The organism is Oxalicibacterium solurbis, from assembly GCF_014635845.1.
GTDB lineage: Bacteria > Pseudomonadota > Gammaproteobacteria > Burkholderiales > Burkholderiaceae_D > Oxalicibacterium > Oxalicibacterium solurbis.
Genome location: NZ_BMDP01000004.1, coordinates 86,728 through 109,871 on the forward strand (window position 1 = coordinate 86,728; position 23,144 = coordinate 109,871).

The following is a 23,144-nucleotide window of genomic DNA, read 5'->3' on the forward strand; positions in this document are numbered from 1 at the left end:
AAAGGCCGATGCTTGCGCATCGGCCCGATCGGTCTTGCCGTATCAATCGGCTTTCACGGCTTCGACCTGGATCGCCAGTTTCACTTCCGGCGAGAAGGCGGGCAGGCCGTAATTCATGCCGAAGTCGCTGCGCTTGAATTCGGCCGAGGCGTCGGCGCCGCAAACTTCGCGCTTCAGCATCGGGTGCTGGATGCATTTGAACTTGTTGATCGTCAGCGTCAGCGGCTTGGTCACACCGAGCAGCGTGAATTCGCCATCGACAGCTACCGGTGTATCGCCGTCGAAGCGCACCTTGGTGCTCTTGAAGGTGGCAGTCGGATATTGTGCGACGTTGAACAGATCCTTGCCGCGCGCATGCTCGTTCATCTTGGCGTGACCGAAATCGACGGAGCTGGCATCGACCGTGATGTCGACCGAGCCGGTCTTGGCTGCACGATCCAGCACGACGGTACCGCTGGTTTTCGTGAACTTGCCGCGCCAGGTCGAGATGCCGAAGTGGTCGGCTTCGAAGCTCGGATACGTGTGGTTGGGCTCGATGTTGTAGGTTGCCGGTGCTGCATGGACGGCGCCTGCGACGAGCAGGCCGGCCAGGATGAGACTGGATTTCATGCGTGGACTCCTTGGTTGAGAAAACTGCGTTGATCGTTGTTGCATTGATGCGTTACTGCGTTTTTGCTGCGTGCTTTATTACTGCATGCTTATTGCGCGACGACACGGAACTTGATCGTGACTTCATCCGCGACCATGCTGGTGTCTTTCCATTCGCCTTCGCCGATGTTATAGGTCAGACGCTTGATAGGCAGTGCTCCTTCGAAGACTTGCGCGTTGCCGTCTTTCTTCACGGTCATCGGGAAGCTGACGTCGGCCGTCTTGCCCTTGATCGTTAGCTTGCCGGTTACGTCGAGCTTGCCGCCTGTGCCCGATTTGATCTGGCTGGAAACGAAAGTGGCTTTCGGAAATTGCGCGGCGTTGAACCATTCCTTCTTCAGCACTTCCTTGTTGTAGTCGGGATCGCCGAGATCGAAGCTGGCGACATCGATCTCCACGTTTGCTTTCGATGCATCCGGCTTGGCAGCGTCATAGACGATTTGCGCATCGAATTTCCTGAACTTGGCGTCGACCGGTACGTTCAGCTGCTTGAAGGTGGCGGTGATGCCGCTCTTGGCCGTATCGGCCTTCAGCGTGGCGGCGAGTACCGGTAATGCAATGAAAACCGCTGCGATGGCGGTGGTGCGGAGTGTGCGGGAAAACGTGTGAACAAGCATGGCGATCCTTTCGGTGGAAATTATGGAAGCATGCGTTGCAGCGTGCGGTCGCGATCGATGAACTGATGCTTGAGCGCCGCCAGTACATGCAGGCAGAACAGGAACAGCAAGGTCATGTTGAGGACGTAATGCAACTGGCGCAGCGCAGCCTTCAGTTCAGGATCGGGCGCGATCCATACCGGCAGCGGCACGATACCCAGATAGACAACCGGTACGCCAGCCGCGAGGCTGAAGAAATAGCCGGACAGCGGAATCGCGAAAATCAGCAGATACAGCAGGCCATGCACGGCATGCGCCGAGTTTTTCTGCCAGCGCGGCATGCTGTCGGGATAGGGCGGCGCCTTGTGCGTCAGGCGCCACAACACGCGCAAGCAGGCAAAGCCGAAAACGGTCACGCCCATCCATTTGTGCCATGAGAAATACTTGAGCTTGGTCGGCGTCAGGCCGGGAATACTCACCATCGTCAATCCCAGCAGAAAGGTGGCGATGATCAGCAGCGCGATCAGCCAGTGCAGCGCAATGGCGGGCAACGTGTAGCGGGCGACAGGATGGCGCATGTCAGTTTTGCCAATAAGTTCTAATTCGAACAAATATAGCAAAATAAAAGGAAGCGTGCCGATGCTGGCGAACGCTTCCTAGTGATGTTAGCGCGTACTGATTAACGTCAGATGTTCTTGGCGAGCTGTGCGGCGTAACCGATATAGCTGGACGGTGTCATCGCCAGCAAATGGTCCTTGGCTTCCTGCGGAATGGCCAGCGTCTTGATGAAGGCGTGCAGCGCGTCCTTCGAGATGCCCTTGCCGCGCGTCAGGTCCTTCAACTGCTCGTACGGATTTTCGATACCGTAGCGGCGCATCACGGTTTGTACCGGCTCGGCCAGCACTTCCCAGGTTTCATCCAGATCTTCCGCCAGACGGGACGGATTGACTTCCAGCTTGTTCAGGCCGCGCAGGCAGCTGTCGTAGGCCAGCAGTGCGTAACCGAAGCCGACGCCGATGTTGCGCAGCACGGTGGAATCGGTCAGGTCGCGCTGCCAGCGCGACACCGGCAATTTCTCGGCCATGTGCTTCAGCACGGCGTTGCCCATGCCGAGGTTGCCTTCGGAGTTTTCGAAATCGATCGGGTTGACCTTGTGCGGCATCGTCGACGAACCGATCTCGCCGGCCTTCGTGATCTGCTTGAAGTAGCCGAGTGCGATATAGCCCCAGATGTCGCGGTTCAGGTCGATCAGGATGGTGTTGGCGCGCGCGACGGCATCGAACAGTTCGGCCATGTAATCGTGCGGTTCGATCTGGATCGTGTACGGGTTGAAGGTCAGGCCGAGACGATTCTCGATGACATCCTTCGAGAAGGCTTGCCAGTCCTTTTCCGGATAGGCGGACAGGTGCGCATTGAAGTTGCCGACTGCGCCGTTCATCTTGCCGAGGATCTGCACGGCGGCAATGCGTTCGGCCGCGCGTTTCAGGCGGGCGACGACGTTCGCCATTTCCTTGCCGAGCGTGGTCGGGCTGGCCGGCTGGCCGTGCGTGCGCGACATCATCGGCAGTGTCGCGTTGTCGTGCGCCAGTTGCGTCAGCTTGTCGATGATGGCTTGCAGTGCAGGCAGCACCACGGTGTCGCGCGCGGCCTTGATCATCATGCCGTGCGACGTGTTGTTGATGTCTTCGGATGTGCAGGCGAAGTGGATGAATTCGGTGGCGGCGACCAGTTCCGGCACATCCTTCACTTTTTCCTTCAGCCAGTATTCGACGGCCTTCACGTCATGGTTGGTGACGGCTTCGATGTCCTTGATGCGCTGCGCGTCGGCTTCGGTAAAGTCGGTGACCAGCTTGTTAAGGCGATCGTTGGCGGCAGTGGAAAACGGTTTGATCTCGGCGAGGCCGGCCGACGCCAGCGCCTGCAGCCAGGCGATTTCCACTTTCACGCGATTGTGCATGAAACCGGCTTCGGAAAGGATGGGGCGCAACTTGTCGGTCTTGGCAGCGTAGCGGCCGTCCAGCGGCGAAAGGGCGGAGAGCGTGGAAAGGGGCATGATGAAAAGGAAACGAAAGGAAACGCGATGACGTGGATGAAAAACGGAGCCGTCGCGCGAAGAAACATTGCACAAACGGAAGGCGTCATTTTACCACTGTCGCGCGTCGCAAAACCGCCACGTTGCCAGAGGGGGAATCGCCGTCTTCCAGGGGGCTGCGATGTATAATCGCCTTCCAATTTCGAAGCAGGTATTTATGAAACTGATTGGTTCTCTCGCCAGCCCGTACGTGCGGAAAGTACGTATTGTCATGCTGGAAAAAAAAATCGATTACGACTTTGTTCTCGAAAATGTATGGTCGTCGGAAACGACGATTCAGGAATCGAATCCGCTGGGCAAGGTGCCTTGCCTGGTGATGGAAGACGGCGGTGCGATGTTCGATTCTCGCGTGATCGTCGAATATCTGGATACGCTGACGCCGGTCGGCAAACTGATCCCGCCGAATGGCCGCGAACGTGCGGAAGTCAAGTGCTGGGAAGCGTTGGCCGATGGCGTGGCGGATGCCGCGATGCTGGCGCGTCTGGAAACGACGATGCGGCCGGAAGCGCAGCGCAGCAAGGAATCGGTGGCCCGTCAGATGAAGAAGGTTCATGCCGGCCTGCAGGCGATGTCCGCCGGATTGAAGGAAACCTCCTTCTGCGCAGGTAACCAGTACACGCTGGCGGATGTGGCGGTGGGTTGCGTGCTGGGCTGGCTGTCGTTCCGCTTCCCGGAAATCGGCTGGCGTGCGGATTATCCGAATCTGGAGCGTTTGTACGACAAGCTGTGCGAGCGCCCGTCGTTCAAGGAAACCGCGCCGCAGTGATGTGTGCTTGATGTAAAAAAGGGACGCGTGTGCGTCCCTTTTTTATTGGCGCTGCCGATGCGGTTGTTGTCATCCGCATCGCGTTGCGCGCTTATTCTTCGATCATCTGCGCCTGCAGGTAATTCTGGATGCCGACCTTCTCGATCAGGTCCAGCTGCGTTTCCAGCCAGTCGATGTGCTCTTCGGTATCGTCGAGAATCAACTGGAACAGTTCGCGCGATACGTAATCGCCGACCTCTTCACAGGCTGCGATGCCTTGCTTCACCGTTTTTTGCGCGCCTTGCTCCAGTTTCAGATCGCAGCCGAGCATTTCCTGCGTGTTCTCGCCGATCATCAGCTTGTGCAGCGCCTGCAGGTTCGGCAGGCCGTCCAGCATCAGGATGCGATCGATCAGTTTGTCGGCATGTTTCATTTCGCCGATCGATTCTTCGTATTCCTTCTTGGCGATCTTTTCGAAGCCCCAGTGCTTGTACATGCGCGCATGCAGGAAGTACTGGTTGATGGCGGTCAGTTCGTTGGTGAGCTGCGCATTGAGCAGCTTGATGATGTTGCTGTCGCCTTTCATGGGAACCTCGATGTCGAATGGGGTGAGTGGCCGGGGCAATCGCATGCATGATCGTGCCGCCGTGAAGTGCGCTCATGATAGCCGATGCCTGGTGGTTTTCGTAGGGTAGGGCTGCATTTCGTTAGCTGGAATCATTCGTATTTTCATTGAATGAAAAGGGCGAACGCGCGGATGAAAGTGCAGATGCAAGCGCAGATAAAAGCGGCGGTGCAGAAATAAAAACGCGCCAGCGGCAAGCCGTGGCGCGTTGATGTGATGCCGTGCGGAATGTTGCGCATTCCGCATGTAGGGATTACTTCGGTATTTCGGTGACGAAGCCCATCTTGGTCAAGCCGCCTGTCTGCGCAGCCGACATGACCTGCGCCACTTTTTCGTATGGCGTGATGCGATCCGCACGCAGATGCAATTCCGGTTGCGGTGTGACTTTCGCTGCGTCGGCGATGCGGGTGGCGAGCTGGGTTTCATCCATCAACTCGTTGTTCCAGAAAACCTGGCCTTGCGCATCGATCGACAGGTTGATCGTTTCCGGCTTGGTGTCGTTCGGCTGGCTGGTCGCGCGCGGCAGGTCCAGCTTGACCGCGTGATTGATCACCGGAATCGTCATGATGAAGATGATCAGCAACACCAGCATCACGTCGACCAGCGGCGTGGTGTTGATCTCCGGGTTGAAGTCGTCGTCGTCCGACAGGGAACCCATTGCCATTATTTGCCTCCGACGGCGACCAGTTTGGAGCCGCTTGCGCTATTGCCGCCGTCTTTCGCACGGGAACCCGTGACGAACAGTGCGTGCAGATCGAAGCCGAACTTGTTCATCTTTGCGATGACAGCCTTGTTGCCGCGTACCAGCGCGTTGTAGCCGAAGGTGGCGGGGATCGCGACGGCGAGGCCGAGCGCGGTCATGATCAGCGCTTCGCCGACCGGGCCGGCGACCTTGTCGATGCTGGCCTGGCCGGACGTGCCGATGGCGACCAGTGCGTGATAGATGCCCCAGACGGTGCCGAACAGGCCGACGAACGGCGCGGTGGAGCCGACCGATGCCAGCACGGCCATGCCGGTTTGCAGGCGCGCCTGGGTTTCGTCGATGGCCTGACGCAGCGACAGCGTGATCCAGTCGCTGACCGACAGTTCGTCATGCAGATGGCCCTTGTGCGCAACATGGTGATCCATCGCGGTGACGCCGGCCTTGGCGATGTCGGCAAACGGATTGCCGTTGCCCAATGTGGCCATGCCGGCCTGCAGGCTGGTGGCATCCCAGAATTCGTGCCCGGCGGCACGTGCGGATTTGCGGTACTGGAACAACTGCAGCGCCTTGGTCACGATGACGTACCACGATGCGATCGACATTGCGATCAGCAGGACGGCCACGCCTTTGGTGACGAGGTCGCCTTGCGCCCACAGACTTTCCAAACCGTACGGACTGACTTCCATGATGTTTCCTTCTTTATCTATTCAACGTGAAATTGATCGGCACGATGGCATAGGCCGGGGCCGGTCTGCCATCCTCCAGGTAAGGCTTGAACAGTGCGCGCATCACGGCCTGGCGGGCGGCATCGTCCATGCGCAGCGAGCCGGACGATTTCTGCACTTCCACGCGCTCGGCGCGGCCTTGTTCATTGATCAGCACGCGCAGGGTCACGGTGCCCTCGTTGCCCATGCGAGCATCCAGAGGCGGATAGACCGGGCGCGGCGGATTGATGTACGACACGCCTGAAATCAGTTTCGGCATGGCCGGCGCCGGCGGCGCGGAAGGGGCGGCGGTCGGCGGCGCATCGGACGGTGGTTCCTTCGATGGCGGTTCCGGCGGCGGCGCTTCCTCGGTGATTGCCTGCGGTGCCGGCTTATCCGTAATGATAGGACGCGGTTTCGGTTTTGCTACCGGTTTTTTCACGACCGGAACGGTCTTCGGTTTCGGTTGCGGCTTGGGTTCCGGTGCGGGCGGTTGCAGCGTGATGAGGGAGGCGGTGATTTCACGCGGCATCATCTGTGCGACCTGATGCACGAGGCCGCTGCGCAATGCGTAAAACAGGGCGATATGCAACCCGATGATGATGATCAACGGGAGGAAGCGTCTCAACTGCTGGCTCAGAAAAGGGGAGGAAAGCGGCGCCGTCGACGGCATGGGTATTGCACTCATAAAAACTTGGGAACTGCTAATTATGCAGCCAGGGCGTTCAGCTGGAACAAGACGGGTTGTGGGATCGCGACAGACGCGGGTTGGGCCTCGGCCAGGCATTCGCGCAGCACGCGCTTGGCGCAGGAATGGCATTTGCCGCAGCAGGTGCCGACTTCAAGCTCGTCGCGCAATTCGGACATGCGCGTGATACCGCTATCGACCGCCTGGCGGATTTTTCGTTCCGACACATTATTGCAAACGCAAACAATCATCGATGCCTCTTGCGACTTTCCTGAAGGTTGACTATCAAAAAACGCCTAAAAAACATTTCCTGCATGCATCCCGGTTTGCACCGGGATTTTTATTCAATTGATGCTGCGTCCGCCTGCCACCAGCCGTGTCAAGCGCCGCAATTTTTCCGGCTGCGGCATCGTGCGTTCGACGACGGTTGCCCACTGTTCCGACAACTGCTGGCAGGTGGCCCGCAACACAGGCGCCAGATCCGGCAAATCCGCCAGTGCCTTTAAATGCCGTTCGATGACCGAAGCCAGCTTGAGGCAGGCGCTGGATTCCTGATTGTTCGTCGTGTAGTGCGACATCAAGTGCAGCACGGCGGAAACCAGCAACTCCGGTTGTGCCGGCATCCGGTTCGGTTCCTGCAAGGCTTGGTCCGCTTTATCGATTGCCATCAAACTCTCCTTTGAAGGTGGTTCGGCTGGCTGGCGCAACGTCGGTTGCTGTCGTCATGCGGGCTGGCTTCGTTCGGAATCGCTGATTCGGTTATGCCGTCAAAATCAATTTATTCAACTGCGTCAATCGCAGGCGGTAAATCCGCCCTTCGTGCGCGATTTCCACCTCGCGCATTTGCCGGAACAAGTCCCGGCTGTTGATTCTCGGTACCGCCTGTCCAGCCACAACATCAGGACGTGCGGCAGAGGGTGTATTTTCCTGTGCATTGCGTGGTGTCGAGATCGTCATGACGAACCTTTGCTGTGAATGAGAACAATTCTTGTTTAGATTATCAGTGATCTGTTCGAGGATTGCAAGCTTTTTCTGCGGGGTGTCGCAAGGAGGGGAAATTATCCGGAAGGCAACGGAAAAACATGGCTTTCCGGCACCTCCTATATAGGAAGCGCCGGAAGATCGGAATGTGTGGAAGGGATGTTACGAAGCCAGTGCGGCAGGCTGGAAGGAGTCGGCTTGGGCAATCGGCCAGTAGCGGGCGAAGACTTCCGGCAGCGGACGCTCTTCGTCGGCTTCGCCCAGCAGCCGGCCGGCTTCCAGATAGGGCAGCAGTGCGGAAGCGAGCTTGATCTGACTGGTCGATACGCGCCGCACCAGATGATGCGGTTTCAGTTGCGATGGGTGCGTCAAGCCGGCGGCGGCGATCAGTTCGGCCAGCGCCTTCAGCGTATTGCGATGGAAGGCAGCGACGCGCTCGGCCTTGTCGGGCACGATCAATGCGCGCTGGCGTAGTGCATCCTGCGTGGCGATGCCGGTCGGGCAGCGATCGGTATGGCAGCTTTGCGACTGGATGCAGCCGAGCGCGAACATGAAGCCGCGGGCGGAATTGCACCAGTCGGCCCCCAGCGCCAGTGTGCGCACGATGTCGAAGGCGGAGACGATCTTGCCGGATGCGCCGATCTTGATCTTGTCGCGCAGGTTGGCGCCGACCAGCGTGTTGTGCACCAGCAGCAGCGCTTCCTGTAGCGGCACGCCGACGTGATCGGTGAATTCGACAGGCGCGGCGCCGGTGCCGCCTTCACCACCGTCGACGACGATGAAGTCCGGCGTGATGCCGGTCTGCAGCATGGCTTTCGCGATGCCAAAGAATTCCCACGGATGGCCGATCGCCAGTTTGAAGCCGGTGGGTTTGCCGCCTGACAGCGTGCGCAATTGCTCGACGAAGTGCAGCAAGCCGATCGGCGAATCGAAGGCCGAATGCGACGACGGCGAGATGCAATCGATGCCTTGCACGATACCGCGCGCATGGGCGATTTCTGCCGATACTTTCGCGCCCGGCAGCACGCCGCCATGGCCGGGCTTGGCGCCTTGCGACAGTTTGATTTCGATCATCTTCACCTGCGGCAGCGTGGCTTGCGCAGCGAACTTCTCCGGTGAGAACGTGCCGTCGTCGTTGCGGCAACCGAAATAGCCGGAGGCGATTTGCCAGACCAGATCGCCGCCCGGTTCGTTATCGTCCTGCGGGCGATGATGACGGCTGATGCTGCCTTCGCCGGTGTCGTGCATGAAGCCGCCGAGTTGCGCGCCGCGATTGAGCGCGCGGATCGCATTGCCCGACAGCGCGCCGAAGCTCATGCCGGAGATATTGAAGACGCTGGCCGAATACGGCTGTGCGCGATCGGCGCCGATCGTGATGCGGAAATCGTAGCTGCCGACCTTGGCCGGTGCGATCGAATGGTTGATCCATTCGTAATCGCTTTGATAGACATCCATCTGCGTGCCGAACGGTCGCTTGTCGATAACCTGCTTGGCGCGTTGATAGACGAGCGAGCGCTGGTTGCGCGAAAACGGTGTGGCGGCCGCATCTTCTTCCAGAAAATATTGACGGATTTCTGGTCGGATCGATTCCAGCAGATAGCGGAAGTGCGCGAGGATCGGATAGTTGCGCAGCAGCGCATGTTCCTTCTGGCGCATGTCGACGATGCCGACCGCAATCAGAATGCTCGACAGGATCAACAGCCACCAGCCCGCATGCAGCCATACCACTGTCAACAGCGAGATGGCGAAAGCGAAGGCCGCTGCCGCCAGGCCCAGGTAGCGTAGTGGGAAGTTGCGCATATTCTCTCCGAAGCGTGCTCGTGCCGACTGCACCGAGCAGCGGCACAGTGTACAACGAGGGAGAGGTGTTTTCAGGAGAGCGGAGCGAGACGCTCTCGCTCCGTTTGCGATGCTGTTGTTTAAGCCGCGGCTGTGTTGATGATGCCGCCGCCGAGGCAGACGTCGCCCTGATACAGCACGGCCGACTGCCCTGGCGTGACGGCCCATTGCGGTGCAGTGAAGGTCAGCGAAAAATCGTTGCTGTGCATTTGCTGCGTGCAGTCGACATCGGCCTGGCGATAACGCGTCTTTGCCGAAACGTGTTCTTCGCGTGGTGGTTCGCCCGCGATCCAGCTCATCTGACCGGCCGTCAGTTCCGACGACAGCAGCCATGGATGGTCGTGGCCCTGCACGACGTACAGCGTGTTGTTTTCGACATCCTTGCGTGCGACGTACCACGGCTCGCTGTTGCCGTCGGCATTCTTGTGCGTTTTCATGCCGCCGATGCCGATGCCCTTGCGCTGGCCCAGCGTGTAGAAGCTCAGGCCGACGTGTTCGCCGACGATCTGTCCTTCCGGCGTTTTCATCGGCCCCGGTTTGTACGACAGATACCGATTCAGGAAGTCGCGGAACGGGCGCTCGCCGATGAAGCAGATGCCGGTCGAATCCTTCTTCTTCGCATTCGGCAGTTGCAGTTGTTCGGCGATGCGGCGCACTTCGCTCTTCTTGATTTCGCCGAGCGGAAACAGCGTCTTCGACAATTGCGCCTGATTCAGCCGGTGCAGGAAATAACTCTGGTCCTTGCTGGCATCAACCGCCTTCAGCAATTCGAACCTGCCGATATCCGGGCCGGCCGCCACTTCGCGCACGCGCGCGTAATGGCCGGTCGCGATCATGTCGGCGCCGAGCAGCATCGCGTGATCGAGGAAAGCCTTGAACTTGATTTCGGCATTGCACAGCACATCAGGATTCGGTGTGCGGCCGGCTTCGTATTCGCGCAGGAATTCGGCGAACACGCGATCCTTGTATTCGGAAGCGAAATTGACGGCTTCGATATCGACACCGACGACGTCGGCCACGCTGGCCGCATCGATCCAGTCCTGGCGCGTCGAGCAGTATTCGGAATCGTCGTCGTCTTCCCAGTTCTTCATGAACAGGCCGATGACTTCATAGCCCTGTTCTTTCAGCAGCCATGCGGACACTGATGAATCGACGCCGCCGGACATGCCGATGACGACGCGCTTCTTAGCCATTGGCAACCTCGTAGACGGACGAATGCGTGGAGATGAACGACAGCGGCAGGCGTTTGCCCGCCAGGTAATCGTCCACGCGCTGCAGCACCGACGGGCTGCGATGGCGATCGCTGCAGGCGACCAGTTCGTCGTAGTTCATCCACACGGCGCGCAGGATGCCGGTATCGAGTGGACGATCGTGCTGACGACCCGGTTCGCCGCAGAAGGTGAAGCTCAGATAGGTGATGTCATGGCCGGTGCGCTGCGAAACGTAACGCGACATGTACATGCCGACCAGCGCGGTCGGCGTGAAATCGTGTGCGGTTTCCTCCAGCGTTTCGCGTACGACAGCCTGTTCCAGCGATTCGCCCGGATCGAGGTGGCCGGCCGGCTGGTTGAAGCGGATGCCTTCGCTGGTTTCTTCTTCGACCAGCAAGAATCGGCCTTCGCGCTCGATGATCGCGGCTACGGTCACGGATGGTTTCCACACATCGGTCATGATGCTCCTTCGAAAGAGGCGACATTCTACCGTGTCGTCCGTCTTCCTGCCTTGCCGTTGGAATGGCGAAAGCATGCATAAAGGCAATAATATGGTGGGTTTGATATGTCAAAACGACAATGTGGGGAAGTTTTTCGCAAAAAGTTGAGGCAGGTAGTTGGTGATTAGAAAAAAAAACGGCAGAATCGCGAACTTTGCTTGACGGGCATTTGGCCTTATCCTTGCTGTTTGGCTTTCTTCACGGCCCGACAGCGCCGATAGGATCAGATCTAGACAATCAGGCAACGGGCGCCTGTCCGATATCGGGATCGAATTTTCCTCGCCGCGTGTATATGTAGGCAACGCATGCGCTACGGGATCAGCCGGCAATTCATGGAAATGCCGGCTCGGGAAAACATGATTGATATGCCTTCGCCGGTTTGGCGTCGAGGCAGTTTTTAAGTAAACGGAAAAAACATGCAGCGCATCATGCTCAGGGCCAAGCTTCATCGCGTCACCGTGACGCAGGCCGATCTGCACTATGAAGGTTCGTGCGGAATCGATGAGGATCTGCTGGAAGCGGCCGACATCAAGGTCAACGAGAAAATCGAGCTTTACAACGTCAATAACGGCGAGCGCTTTTCCACGTATGCCATTCCGGGCAAGCGTGGCAGCGGCGAAATTTCGCTGAACGGGGCCGCCGCACGCCGTGCGCACCTGGGAGATTTGCTGATTATCTGCACCTACGGTCCGATGTCGGACGAAGAGATTGCAACGTATGTGCCGAAAATTGTTTTCGTCGACGAGAACAATCGCATCACGGGACTGAAGCACCAACAATAACAAGCAGTCGTACAGAAAACCCGGTCGCGCCTTTTGTGCTGCTAGAACCGGGTTTTTGTTCGCGTGCAGTCGCGTGATCGACCAAAGAATTTAAACAACTTGAGAGAGAAGTCATGTCTTTAGTTATCGGAGTGCCGCGGGAAATATTCCCAGGCGAAAAACGGGTGGCGACTGTCCCTGAAGTCGTAGAAAAGCTGATCAAACTGGGCTTTTCCGTCAGCGTCGAATCCGGCGCCGGCGATGAAGCGAACTTCAGCGACGATACCTACCGCGCCGCTGGCGCGCAGATCGTGCAAGGTGCCGCCAACTTGTGGGCCGCTTCCGATATCGTCTTCAAGGTGCGTGCTCCCAGCGCCGAGGAAGTCGGCCTGATCCGTGAAGGCAGCACCCTGATCGGCTTCATCTGGCCGGCACAGAATCCTGACTTGATGCAGCAGCTTGCCGCCAAGAAAGTGACCGTTCTGGCGATGGACTCGCTGCCGCGCACGCTGTCCCGCGCGCAGAAGATGGATGCATTGACTTCTACGGCCGGCGTCAGCGGCTATCGCGCCGTCATCGAAGCTGCCAATGCCTTCGGTCGTTTTTTCAACGGCCAGATTACGGCTGCGGGCAAGGTTCCTCCTGCCAAGGTCTTCATCGCAGGTGCCGGCGTGGCCGGCCTGGCTGCGATCGGTACGGCCGCCAACCTGGGCGCCATCGTGCGCGCCAACGATACGCGTGCCGAAGTGGCCGACCAGGTCGTGTCGCTGGGCGGCGAATTCGTGAAGGTCGATTATGACGAAGAAGGTTCGGGCGGCGGCGGCTATGCCAAGGTCATGTCCGAAGGCTTCCAGGCTGCGCAGCGCGAGATGTACGCCCAGCAGGCCAAGGAATGCGACATCATCATCACCACCGCGCTGATCCCGGGCAAACCAGCGCCGAAACTGATCACCGCCGACATGGTGCAGTCCATGAAACCCGGTAGCGTGATCGTCGACATGGCGGCCGAGCAGGGCGGCAACTGCGAACTGACCGAACCTGGCAAGGTCGTGGTGAAACACGGCGTGACCATCATCGGTTACACCGATCTGCCGAGCCGCCTGCCGAAGCAGGCCAGCACGCTGTACGCTACTAACCTGCTGCGCCTGACCGAAGAGCTGTGCAAGGACGCCGAAGGTAAAAAGACGACTGACGGCACCGTCAACGTCAACATGGAAGACGAAGCCATTCGCGGGCTGACCGTCATCAAGGAAGGTAACATCACCTGGCCGCCGCCACCGCCGAAACCAGTGGCTGCTCCGGCTGCCAAGCCGGCCGCGCCGGCGCCTGCGCCAGCGCACGGCCATGGCCCGAGCGGCAATGTGTCGTCGCCGAAGCGCGTGGTGACCATGTTCATCTTCGCTGCAGTGCTGTTCTGGCTGATCGGCATGGGTGCACCGACCGCTTTCCTCGGTCACTTCACCGTGTTCGTTTTGGGTTGCTTCATCGGCTACATGGTCGTTTGGAACGTCACGCCGGCATTGCACACGCCGCTGATGAGCGTGACGAACGCCATTTCGTCGATCATCGTGCTTGGCGCGCTGGTCCAGGTTGCTCCTCCGCTTGCGGATGGCATTACGCGTCCCGAGATGCTGATCAAGTGTCTCGCCGCCGTCGCTATTGCTCTTACCGCGATCAACATGTTCGGTGGCTTTGCCGTCACCCGTCGCATGCTTGATATGTTCCGCAAGAATTAAGGAGACCCTGAATGTCTGCAAATCTGGCTACTGTCTCCTACATCGGAGCAACCATCCTCTTTATCCTCAGTCTGGGCGGCTTGTCGCACCCGGAAACCTCACGCCGCGGCAATCTGTACGGCATGATCGGTATGGGTGTTGCCGTGATCGCCACGGTTTTTGGCCCACGCGTTACCCCGGAAGGCTACGCATGGATCATCATCGCGTTGCTGATCGGTGCTGCCGTTGGTCTGTACGCTGCCAAGAAGGTCAAGATGACCGAAATGCCGGAGCTGGTCGCATTGATGCACAGCTTCGTCGGTCTGGCTGCCTGTCTGGTCGGTTTCGCCAGCTATATCGATCCGTCGATGCATTACGAAGGTGCCGAGAAGATCATCCACGAAGTGGAAATCTATATCGGTATCCTGATCGGTGCCGTGACCTTCTCGGGATCGCTGATTGCATTCGGCAAGCTCAATGGCAAGGTCGGTGGCAAGCCGTTGCTGTTGCCGGCTCGCCATTTCATCAATCTGATTGGCTTGCTGGTCGTGATCTGGTTTGGTCGCGAGTTCATCAATGCACCATCGCCGGCTGAAGGCATGATGCCGTTGATCGTCATGACGGTCATTGCACTGCTGTTCGGCATCCATATGGTGATGGCGATCGGTGGCGCCGACATGCCGGTCGTGGTGTCGATGCTCAACAGCTATTCCGGTTGGGCGGCTTCGGCTACCGGCTTCATGCTCGGCAATGACTTGCTGATCGTGACCGGCGCGCTGGTTGGTTCGTCCGGTGCGATTCTGTCGTACATCATGTGCAAGGCAATGAACCGCAATTTCTTCAGCGTGATCGCCGGCGGTTTCGGCGGCGGTGCTCCGAAGGCGGGCGGTGCTGTCAAGGAACAGGTTGGCGAAGCAACGCCGGTCTCTGCACAGGAAACCGCAGAACTGCTGCGTGAAGCAAAAAGCGTCGTCATCGTGCCGGGCTACGGTATGGCAGTGGCGCAAGCTCAGCACACCGTGAACGAAATCACCAAGTTCCTGCGTGCAAAAGGCACCAATGTGCGTTTCGCGATTCACCCTGTCGCCGGCCGTATGCCTGGCCACATGAACGTGTTGCTGGCTGAAGCGAAAGTGCCGTACGACATCGTGCTGGAGATGGACGAGATCAACGAAGATTTCCCTGATACCGACGTCGTCATGGTCATCGGCGCGAACGACATCGTGAATCCGGACGCGCAGGATGATCCGGACAGCCCGATCGCTGGCATGCCGGTGCTGGAAGTCTGGAAGGCAGAAACCTCGATTGTGATGAAACGTTCGATGGCTTCCGGTTACGCTGGTGTCGACAACCCGCTGTTCTACAAAGAGAACAACCGCATGTTGTTCGGCGATGCGAAGAAGATGCTGGACGAAGTGCTGGCAACGCTGAAGGCCTGAGGCAGATAGGTCGATGTTCAAAAAGCCGCATCGCAGGATGCGGCTTTTTTGTTTTATGGCGCAGATGATTATGTATGCGGGGATTGTCTGCCGTACGAAAGATAATCAGGCAGGCAGATCGAACGGCGTCTGCGGCTGTGAGTCCGCCGGTGATTCGCGGCTCCAGTAGCCGGCCTGGCTGTACATCGCCTTTAGATGCCAGATGAACAGGCGCACCTTGGCCGGCACATTTCGCTGCTGCGGATAGACCGCCATGATGTCGTATTCGGGAATCGCGTATTCGTCGAGCACGGTTTCCAGCGTGCCGTCTTCCAGCTGACGCTGGATTTCCCACACCGAACGCCATGCGATGCCGAGTCCTTCGGTCATCCAGCGGTGCAGCAGTTCGCCGTCGTTGCAGTCGAGGCTGCCGTTGGCGCGGACGGAAACCGTCTTGCCGCGCACATTGAAATACCAGCCGCGCTGTTGTCCACCTTGCAAGTTGAAGGCAAGACAATTGTGCTTGGTCAGATCGTCCAGCGTTTTCGGTCGGCCATGTTTCTTGAAGTATTCCGGCGTACCGCAGACCACGCGTTTGTTGGAGGCCAGTTTGACGGCGACGAAGTTGGGTTCGATGGTGCCGCCGATGCGGATACCCATGTCGTAGCCTTCCTGCACCAGATCGACGACGCGATCGGTCAGGTTGAACGACATCTTCAATTCAGGGTGCTGCAACAGGAAGGACGGCGCGTAGGGCGCCACGTGCTGGCGGCCGAATGAAGCAGGGGCCGAAACGATCAGATGGCCGGTGACCTTGTGGCGGCCGACCGAGATGGCGCTTTCGGCCTGATCCAGTTCGGTCAGTAACTTGCGGCAATGTTCGAGGAAAACGGAGCCTTCTTCTGTCAACGCCAGCTTGCGTGTCGAACGATGCAGCAAGCGCACGCCCAAACGTTTCTCCAGGGTATCGATTCTTCGGCCGACCATTACAGGCGTGACCTGCAACGCTAGGGCTGCGGCGGCGAAGCTGCTGTGATCGACGGCGGTCACGAAGGCTTCAATTTGTTTGAGCTTATCCATTCGATACCTGAGGTATTTAATTGGTTAAGTAAAATTTCTATTCTCAAATTATTGCATACCAATTACCATACGCGTCAGTAAAAATTTCACCACTGGAGGTAGATGATGGCAAAGATGACAGCAGCCCAGGCAGCAGTCTGGGTTATGCAGAAGGAAGGTATTGATCAGGCGTTCGGCGTTCCGGGTGCAGCAATCAATCCGTTTTACGCTGCACTGCAAAAGAATGGCACGATCAAGCACATTCTGGCGCGCCACGTTGAAGGCGCTTCGCACATGGCCGAAGGCTACACCCGCGCAAAAGCCGGCAATATCGGCGTTTGCCTGGGCACCTCGGGTCCTGGCGGCACCGACATGATCACCGGCCTGTATTCCGCACAAGCCGACTCGATCCCAATTCTGTGCGTGACCGGTCAAGCACCGCGTGCGCGTGTTCACAAGGAAGACTTCCAGGCTGTCGATATCGAATCGATCTCGAAGCCAGTGACCAAATGGTCCGTGATGGTTCGCGAACCGGCCCTGGTTCCGATGGTGTTCCAGCAAGCTTTCCACATCATGCGCTCCGGCCGTCCAGGCCCAGTGCTGATCGACTTGCCGTTCGACGTGCAAGTTGCCGAGATCGAATTTGATCCGGACCTGTACGAACCATTGCCAGTCTACAAACCAGCAGCAACGCGCAAGCAGATCGAACGTGCGCTGAACATGCTGAACGAAGCAGAGCGTCCATTGCTGGTTTCCGGCGGCGGCGTCATCAATGCAGACGCAACCCCGCTGATGCAGGAATTCGCTGAACTGGTCAACGTGCCAGTCGTGCCAACCCTGATGGGCTGGGGCACCGTTCCTGACGATCACCCGCTGATGGTCGGCATGGTCGGCTTGCAAACGTCGCATCGCTACGGCAATGCCACGATGCTGGCTTCGGACTTCGCATTCGGTATCGGTAACCGTTGGGCAAACCGTTTCACCGGTTCGATCGACGTCTTCACCAAAGACCGCAAATTCGTGCACATCGACATCGAGCCGACCCAAATTGGTCGCGTGTTCGGCCCTGACCTCGGTATCGTTTCCGACGCAAAAGCAGCACTGAAATTGCTGATCGAAGTTGCGAAAGAAATGAAAGCAGCCGGCAAGCTGAAAAACCGCGATGCATGGCTGGCTGAGTGCCAACAGCGCAAACGCACGATGCTGCGCAAGACCGACTTCGACAACACGCCGATCAAGCCGCAACGTGTCTATCAAGAGATGAACAACGTGTTCGGCAAGGACACGCGTTACGTCTCGAACATCGGCCTGTCGCAAATCGCTGCCGGTCAGTTCCTGCACGTGTACAAAGAGCGCAACTGGATCAACTGCGGCCAGGCTGGCCCGCTGGGCTGGACCGTTCCGGCTGCACTGGGTGTTCGCGCTGCAGACCCGACCAGCCCGATCGTTGCGATCACCGGCGATTATGACTTCCAGTTCCTGATCGAAGAACTGGGCGCAGGCGCGCAGTTCAACCTGCCGTACATCCACGTGCTGGTGAACAACTCGTACCTCGGTCTGATCCGTCAGGCACAGCGCATGTTCACGATGGACTATTGCGTCTCGCTGGCATTCGACAACATCAACTCGACCGAAAACGCGTCGTACGGTGTTGACCACGTGAAGGTCACCGAAGGCTTCGGCTGCAAGGCGATCCGCGTGTTCGATCCGAACGAAATCGCTCCGGCCTTCAAGAAGGCGCAGGAAATGATCAAGGAATTCAAGGTGCCGGTCGTCGTCGAAATCATCCTCGAGCGCGTGACCAACATCGCCATGGGTACCGAGATCAACGCGGTTAACGAATTCGAAGAAATCCTGGACGTGAAGGAAGCCTAAGATGACGAAACTCGCTGCCAACCTGACGATGCTGTTCAACGAGGTTCCATTCATGGACCGCTTTGAACAAGCTGCAAAGAATGGTTTCAAGGGTGTGGAATTCCTGTTTCCGTACGACTTCCCGGCGGCTGATGTCGCTGCGAAGCTGAAGGAAAACAACCTGGAAATGGTGCTGCACAACCTGCCGGCTGGTAACTGGGGCGGTGGCGAGCGCGGTATTGCCTGCCACCCGGATCGCGTGGCCGAGTTCAAGGAAGGCGTCGACAAGGCGCTGGAATACGCGAAGGTGCTCGGCACCCAGCGTATCAACTGCCTGGCCGGCATCGTGCCGGCTGGCGTGTCCTACGAACAGGCTGAAGCGACCTTCGTGTCGAACCTGAAGTACGCTGCCGAGAAGCTGAAAGCAACTGGCATTCCGCTGCTGATCGAAGCGATCAACACGTTCGACATTCCGGGCTTCTTCCTGTCGGGCACCAAGCAGACGCTGGACATCATCGCCAAAGTCGGTTCCGACAATCTGTTCTACCAGTACGACATCTATCACATGCAACGCATGGAAGGCGAACTGGCGAGCACGATGAAGAACAACCTGGCTGTCATCGCCCACCTGCAACTGGCAGACAATCCGGGTCGTTTCGAGCCGGGCACCGGCGAGATCAACTACGGTTTCCTGTTCAAGTTCATCGACGAGATCGGCTACAAGGGCTGGATCGGTTGCGAATACAAACCGAAAGCCGGCACCGTTGAAGGTCTGGGCTGGCGCGCAGCACACGGCGTTTGATGCATTGAAGCTGAGCGGTCCGATCGGGCCGCTCGGCCTTTAGGACGCAGCCTTCGTCCGCAGCAACACCTCACTACATAATCACACCAAATTTCAGGAGTCATCATCATGGCAAAAGTCGGTTTTATCGGTCTGGGCATCATGGGTGCGCCGATGGCGCTCAACCTGCAAAAGGGCGGCCACAAGCTGTATCTGCACGACGTCAAGAACCCACCTGCTGAACTGATCGACGGCGGTGCAACGTCCTGCACGTCCGGCGCCGAAGTCGCCAAGCGCGCCGATATCATCATCACGATGGTGCCGGATACCCCGCACGTCGAAGCTGTGCTGTTCGGTGAAGAAGGCGTTGCCGCCGGCCTGACCGCCGGCAAGATCGTCGTCGACATGAGCTCGATCTCGCCGATCGCCACCAAAGGCTTCGCCAAGAAGATCAACGATCTGGGTTGCGAATACCTGGACGCGCCGGTTTCCGGTGGTGAAGTCGGCGCGAAAGCCGCTTCGCTGACGATCATGATCGGCGGTTCGCAAAAGGCATTCGACGAAGTCAAGCCACTGTTCGAACTGATGGGCAAGAACATCACGCTGGTCGGCGGTAACGGCGACGGCCAAACCACCAAGGTTGCGAACCAGATCATCGTCGCACTGAACATTCAGGCTGTTTCCGAAGCGCTGCTGTTTGCATCGAAGGCTGGTGCAAATCCTGCCAAGGTGCGTGAAGCGCTGATGGGCGGCTTCGCGAACTCGCGCATTCTGGAAGTGCACGGCGAGCGCATGGTCAAGCGTACGTTCAACCCGGGCTTCCGTATCGAACTGCATCAGAAAGACCTGAACCTGGCACTGCAAGGCGCCAAGTCGATGGGCGTGTCGCTGCCGAACACCGCAGCAACGCAAGAGCTGATGAACGCATGCGCAGCCAACGGCATGAGCGGCCTGGATCACTCGGCACTGTGCCGCGCGATCGAGATCATGTCGAACCACGAAATCGCCAAGGCGTAATCGTTCTTCGACATTTGTACCGGCCGGCATTGCGCTTTCCCGGCGCAATGCCGGTTTGATTTCCGTCATTCCAGTTAAATATTTCACCGTATTCTTGCCACATGTCGATCGATCCACGCCAGTTTTTGAATGACCTGTATGCCACCGCAGTCGAGGCCGTGAGCCCGCAGAAGTGCATGCCCGCTTATTTGCCCAAGCAGCCGGCCAAGGGCCGCACGCTGGTCATCGGTGCCGGTAAAGGCGCCGCCGCCATGGCAAAGGTCGTCGAAGACAACTGGCCTGGCAAGGTCGAAGGCCTGGTCGTCACGCGCTACGAACACGGCGCGGATTGCAGGCAGATCGAAGTGGTCGAAGCTGCGCACCCGGTGCCGGATGAGGCCGGTCGTGCCGCTGCCGGCCGTATGCTGGAAATGGTCAAGGGTTTGACCGAAGACGATCTGGTGCTGTGCCTGATCACCGGCGGCGGCTCCGCATTGTTGAGCCTGCCGGGCGAAGGCATCACGCTGGAACAAAAACAGGCATTGAACAAGGCGTTGCTGAAGAGCGGTGCCACGATTTCCGAAATGAATTGCGTGCGCAAGCACCTGTCCGCGATCAAGGGTGGTCGCCTGGCACTGGCTTGCGCACCGGCACGCGTCGTCACGCTGCTGATCTCCGACGTGCCGGGCGACGATCCGGGCGTGATCGCATCCGGCCCGACGCTGCCGGATCCGACGACCTGCGAACAGTCGCTCGCGATCCTGAAGAAATACAACATCGAGATTCCTGAAAACGTGCGCAAGCATCTGGAATCCGGCGCGGGCGAAACGCCGAAGCCGGGCGATGCGCGTTTTGCACGCAACGAACATCACGTGATGGCGACTGCGCAGCATGCGCTGGAAGCCGCTGCCGCGAAAGCGCGTGCCGCGGGCATTACGCCGTACATCCTGTCCAACGATCTGGAAGGCGAATCGCGCGACGTCGGCATGGTGCACGCCGCATTGGCGAAACAAGTCGCAGCCTACGGACAGCCGTTCGCGAAACCATGCGTGATCCTGTCGGGCGGCGAAACCACCGTGACGGTGCGCGGCAAGGGCCGCGGTGGTCGCAATGCCGAATTCCTGTTGAGCCTGGCGGTGACGCTGAACGGCCAGCAAGGCATTCATGCGCTGGCCTGCGACACCGACGGCATTGATGGTTCGGAAGACAACGCCGGCGCGATCTATCAGCCGGATTCGATGCAACGCGCCGCCGACAAGGGCCTGAGCGCGAAAGCCATGCTGGAAAACAATGACGGCTACGGTTTTTTCAGCGCGCTGAATGATCTGATCGTCAGCGGCCCGACGCGTACCAACGTTAATGACTTCCGGGCCATCCTGATCCTGTAACGCATTCGTCGTCATGCTTGTATCAATCATTGCCAGCATGACGACACACTAGTTTTTTATTCTTACTTTTAGAAAGCTGTCATGAGACGCAATCGCAAAGCAAAAATCGTCGCCACTCTGGGTCCTGCCAGCGGCGATCTGGAAACCATTACCGCGTTGTTCGAAGCGGGCGTGGACATGTTCCGCTTCAACTTCAGCCACGGTTCGCATGAAGATCACCGCGGACGTCACCAGATCGTGCGCAGCCTGGAAGAAAAGTATGGCCGTCCGGTCGCCATCCTGGCCGATCTGCAAGGCCCGAAAATTCGTCTCGGTACCTTCAATGGCGATTCCACGATGCTGGTTGCTGGCGAGCAGTTCGTGCTCGATCGCGATGAAACCCCGGGCGATGCAACGCGCGTCTACCTGCCGCATCCGGAACTGTTCGCAGCTGTTGGCGCCGGTCAGACGCTGCTGCTGGACGACGGCAAGATCCGCCTGTCCGTCGAAAGCAACAAGGACAATCGCATCGTCACCAAGGTCGCCGTTGGTGGCAAGATTTCGAACCGCAAGGGCGTCAACGTTCCTGATGCGATCCTGCCGATCCCGGCAATGACCGCCAAGGATCTGGTCGACCTGGAATTCGCGCTGTCGTTGGGCGTGGACTGGGTTGCACTGTCGTTCGTGCAACAGGTTTCCGACATCGAAGACGCACGCAAGATCATCGGCGATCGTGCGCTGATCCAGTCGAAGATCGAGAAGCCGGCTGCGATGATCGATATCGACGGCATCTGCAAGGCATCGGACTCCGTGATGGTTGCCCGTGGCGACCTCGGCGTTGAACTGCCGATCTCGCAAGTACCGCGTGCGCAGAAAGAGATCATCCGCGCTGCACGCAAGTATGGCCGTCCGACCATCGTCGCCACGCACATGCTGGAATCGATGACCGAATCGCCGATGCCGACGCGCGCGGAAGCCTCCGACGTCGCCAACGCGATCTACGAAGGCGCCGACGCCGTCATGCTGTCGGCCGAATCGGCCAGCGGCAAGAACCCGGTGCGTGCCGTCCAGATGATGGACAGCATCATCAAGGAAGTCGAAGCCGATCCGACCTACCGTACGCTGCTGGATGCGCAGCAAGTCGCGCCGCTGCCGACGCCGGAAGATGCGATTGTCACCGCACTGCGCGATGTGACGACGGTCGTCAACGCAGCCGGCATCGTGACCTACACGAAATCGGGCCACACCAGCATGTTCGGTGCGCGCGTGCGTCCGAATGCGTCGATCCTGAGCATTACGCCGGACATCAAGATTGCACGTCGTCTGGCATGGGTCTGGGGCATTCACTCGATCGTCGGCAAGGACGTCACGTCGGTCGACGAGATGGTGCAGGTCGCTGTCAGCTCCGCAATGCGCGAAGGCTTTGCGAAAGTCGGCGAATACCTGACGATCACGGCCGGCCTGCCGTTCGGTGAATCGGGTACGACCAACCTGTTGCATATCGCGACGGTGAAGTAATCCGCAGTTCTGGAAAGCGGCAGAGCCGCTTTCCAGAACTGACATCGATGCATTCCGTTGATCCACGGTAACAGAGTGCATCGATGTCAGACGTCAAAGTTTGACCGCGGTCAATGAACGCCGAAGCGGCGTTCCATAGACTGGCAAGGTAGTTGTTGTATCTGTAGTCGAAGTAAAGCTAGGGGTCCTGACCGAACACCGTTCGGCCGGGTGAGAAAAACCCTTGAACCTGATCTGGATAATGCCAGCGAAGGGAAGCTGCCGAGTTGCGATGGTCCGTCTGTCCGATTTTTTGACGACCGCCATCCATTCTCGAAAACTCCTGAGCTGGCTCCAAGCCACA

At 58.5% G+C, this 23,144-nt stretch carries 25 protein-coding genes and 1 riboswitch; of the genes, 9 read left to right on the forward strand and 16 right to left on the reverse strand.

Annotated features, from left to right (window positions below; genetic code table 11):
- Positions 1-42 precede the first annotated feature (42 nt).
- From IEV40_RS13330 to purB, 4 genes are all read right to left on the reverse strand, one after another.
- Positions 43-609 carry a YceI family protein gene (locus tag IEV40_RS13330; RefSeq protein ID WP_188422573.1) on the reverse strand — a complete coding sequence of 189 codons (567 nt, stop codon included), beginning with the start codon at positions 607-609 and terminating at the stop codon, positions 43-45.
- Between the two features lie 89 nt (positions 610-698).
- Complete coding sequence (locus tag IEV40_RS13335; RefSeq protein ID WP_188422574.1) at positions 699-1,265, reverse strand: YceI family protein; 567 nt, start codon at positions 1,263-1,265, stop codon at positions 699-701.
- Positions 1,266-1,285: 20 nt separating this feature from the next.
- Positions 1,286-1,822: a cytochrome b gene (locus tag IEV40_RS13340; RefSeq protein WP_188422575.1), complete on the reverse strand. Its 537-nt coding sequence runs from the start codon at positions 1,820-1,822 to the stop codon at positions 1,286-1,288.
- Positions 1,823-1,929: 107 nt separating this feature from the next.
- Positions 1,930-3,297, reverse strand: coding sequence for an adenylosuccinate lyase (gene purB / locus IEV40_RS13345; RefSeq protein WP_188422576.1), 1,368 nt, complete (start codon positions 3,295-3,297; stop codon positions 1,930-1,932).
- Positions 3,298-3,493: 196 nt separating this feature from the next.
- On the opposite strand from purB, the gene IEV40_RS13350 reads away from it, so the two are divergent.
- Entirely contained in the window at positions 3,494-4,102 is a 609-nt protein-coding gene (locus tag IEV40_RS13350; RefSeq protein WP_188422577.1) for a glutathione S-transferase N-terminal domain-containing protein, read from the forward strand.
- Between the two features lie 91 nt (positions 4,103-4,193).
- Here IEV40_RS13350 and bfr read toward each other — a convergent pair whose 3' ends face one another.
- The 11 genes from bfr to IEV40_RS13405 all read right to left on the reverse strand — a co-directional run bounded on the left by bfr (position 4,194) and on the right by IEV40_RS13405 (position 11,781).
- Positions 4,194-4,667 carry a bacterioferritin gene (gene bfr / locus IEV40_RS13355; protein ID WP_188422578.1) on the reverse strand — a complete coding sequence of 158 codons (474 nt, stop codon included), beginning with the start codon at positions 4,665-4,667 and terminating at the stop codon, positions 4,194-4,196.
- A 292-nt stretch (positions 4,668-4,959) separates the two neighbouring features.
- Positions 4,960-5,370 carry an ExbD/TolR family protein gene (locus IEV40_RS13360; protein ID WP_188422579.1) on the reverse strand — a complete coding sequence of 137 codons (411 nt, stop codon included), beginning with the start codon at positions 5,368-5,370 and terminating at the stop codon, positions 4,960-4,962.
- On the reverse strand, positions 5,370-6,095 hold the full coding sequence (locus IEV40_RS13365; RefSeq protein ID WP_188422580.1) for a MotA/TolQ/ExbB proton channel family protein: 726 nt from the start codon (positions 6,093-6,095) through the stop codon (positions 5,370-5,372). The genes IEV40_RS13360 and IEV40_RS13365 overlap by 1 nt, the downstream gene beginning before the upstream one ends.
- Before the next feature lie 13 nt (positions 6,096-6,108).
- Positions 6,109-6,801 carry an energy transducer TonB gene (locus IEV40_RS13370; RefSeq protein WP_188422581.1) on the reverse strand — a complete coding sequence of 231 codons (693 nt, stop codon included), beginning with the start codon at positions 6,799-6,801 and terminating at the stop codon, positions 6,109-6,111.
- A gap of 20 nt (positions 6,802-6,821) precedes the next feature.
- The gene (locus IEV40_RS13375) at positions 6,822-7,052 is read right to left on the reverse strand and encodes a (2Fe-2S)-binding protein (protein WP_188422582.1); all 231 of its coding nucleotides are present in this window, start codon (positions 7,050-7,052) and stop codon (positions 6,822-6,824) included.
- A gap of 93 nt (positions 7,053-7,145) precedes the next feature.
- On the reverse strand, positions 7,146-7,469 hold the full coding sequence (locus tag IEV40_RS13380; protein ID WP_188422583.1) for a hypothetical protein: 324 nt from the start codon (positions 7,467-7,469) through the stop codon (positions 7,146-7,148).
- 91 nt (positions 7,470-7,560) lie between these two features.
- The gene (gene hemP / locus IEV40_RS13385) at positions 7,561-7,758 is read right to left on the reverse strand and encodes a hemin uptake protein HemP (protein ID WP_188422584.1); all 198 of its coding nucleotides are present in this window, start codon (positions 7,756-7,758) and stop codon (positions 7,561-7,563) included.
- A 186-nt stretch (positions 7,759-7,944) separates the two neighbouring features.
- A complete protein-coding gene (locus tag IEV40_RS13390; RefSeq protein ID WP_188422585.1) occupies positions 7,945-9,582 on the reverse strand; it encodes an FMN-binding glutamate synthase family protein in 1,638 nt (545 codons plus the stop codon).
- 119 nt (positions 9,583-9,701) lie between these two features.
- Positions 9,702-10,814, reverse strand: a complete 1,113-nt coding sequence (gene mnmA / locus IEV40_RS13395; RefSeq protein WP_188422586.1) for a tRNA 2-thiouridine(34) synthase MnmA — start codon at positions 10,812-10,814, stop codon at positions 9,702-9,704.
- Entirely contained in the window at positions 10,807-11,292 is a 486-nt protein-coding gene (locus IEV40_RS13400; protein WP_188422587.1) for an NUDIX hydrolase, read from the reverse strand. Before IEV40_RS13400 ends, mnmA begins: the two co-directional genes overlap by 8 nt.
- Before the next feature lie 108 nt (positions 11,293-11,400).
- Positions 11,401-11,781: a hypothetical protein gene (locus IEV40_RS13405; protein WP_188422588.1), complete on the reverse strand. Its 381-nt coding sequence runs from the start codon at positions 11,779-11,781 to the stop codon at positions 11,401-11,403.
- On the opposite strand from IEV40_RS13405, the gene panD reads away from it, so the two are divergent.
- The 3 genes from panD (at position 11,749) to pntB (ending at position 15,247) form a co-directional block, all read left to right on the forward strand.
- Complete coding sequence (gene panD, locus IEV40_RS13410; protein ID WP_188422589.1) at positions 11,749-12,114, forward strand: aspartate 1-decarboxylase; 366 nt, start codon at positions 11,749-11,751, stop codon at positions 12,112-12,114. The two genes, IEV40_RS13405 and panD, sit on opposite strands and share 33 nt — an antisense overlap.
- Positions 12,115-12,227: 113 nt before the next feature.
- Positions 12,228-13,829: a Re/Si-specific NAD(P)(+) transhydrogenase subunit alpha gene (locus IEV40_RS13415; protein WP_188422590.1), complete on the forward strand. Its 1,602-nt coding sequence runs from the start codon at positions 12,228-12,230 to the stop codon at positions 13,827-13,829.
- Between the two features lie 11 nt (positions 13,830-13,840).
- Positions 13,841-15,247, forward strand: a complete 1,407-nt coding sequence (gene pntB / locus IEV40_RS13420; protein ID WP_188422591.1) for a Re/Si-specific NAD(P)(+) transhydrogenase subunit beta — start codon at positions 13,841-13,843, stop codon at positions 15,245-15,247.
- A gap of 105 nt (positions 15,248-15,352) precedes the next feature.
- Here pntB and IEV40_RS13425 read toward each other — a convergent pair whose 3' ends face one another.
- Entirely contained in the window at positions 15,353-16,306 is a 954-nt protein-coding gene (locus IEV40_RS13425) for a LysR family transcriptional regulator (RefSeq protein ID WP_188422592.1), read from the reverse strand.
- A 105-nt stretch (positions 16,307-16,411) separates the two neighbouring features.
- Here IEV40_RS13425 and gcl point away from each other — a divergent pair, with 105 nt between their 5' ends.
- The 5 genes from gcl (at position 16,412) to pyk (ending at position 22,801) form a co-directional block, all read left to right on the forward strand.
- The gene (gene gcl / locus IEV40_RS13430; protein ID WP_188422748.1) at positions 16,412-18,160 is read left to right on the forward strand and encodes a glyoxylate carboligase; all 1,749 of its coding nucleotides are present in this window, start codon (positions 16,412-16,414) and stop codon (positions 18,158-18,160) included.
- A 1-nt stretch (position 18,161) separates the two neighbouring features.
- A complete protein-coding gene (gene hyi / locus IEV40_RS13435) occupies positions 18,162-18,941 on the forward strand; it encodes a hydroxypyruvate isomerase (RefSeq protein WP_188422593.1) in 780 nt (259 codons plus the stop codon).
- Positions 18,942-19,049: 108 nt separating this feature from the next.
- Positions 19,050-19,937: a 2-hydroxy-3-oxopropionate reductase gene (glxR, locus tag IEV40_RS13440; RefSeq protein WP_188422594.1), complete on the forward strand. Its 888-nt coding sequence runs from the start codon at positions 19,050-19,052 to the stop codon at positions 19,935-19,937.
- Between the two features lie 101 nt (positions 19,938-20,038).
- Positions 20,039-21,304 carry a glycerate kinase type-2 family protein gene (locus IEV40_RS13445; RefSeq protein WP_188422595.1) on the forward strand — a complete coding sequence of 422 codons (1,266 nt, stop codon included), beginning with the start codon at positions 20,039-20,041 and terminating at the stop codon, positions 21,302-21,304.
- 81 nt (positions 21,305-21,385) lie between these two features.
- Positions 21,386-22,801, forward strand: a complete 1,416-nt coding sequence (gene pyk, locus IEV40_RS13450; protein WP_188422596.1) for a pyruvate kinase — start codon at positions 21,386-21,388, stop codon at positions 22,799-22,801.
- Between the two features lie 170 nt (positions 22,802-22,971).
- Positions 22,972-23,074: riboswitch (TPP riboswitch) on the forward strand.
- Positions 23,075-23,144 lie beyond the last annotated feature (70 nt).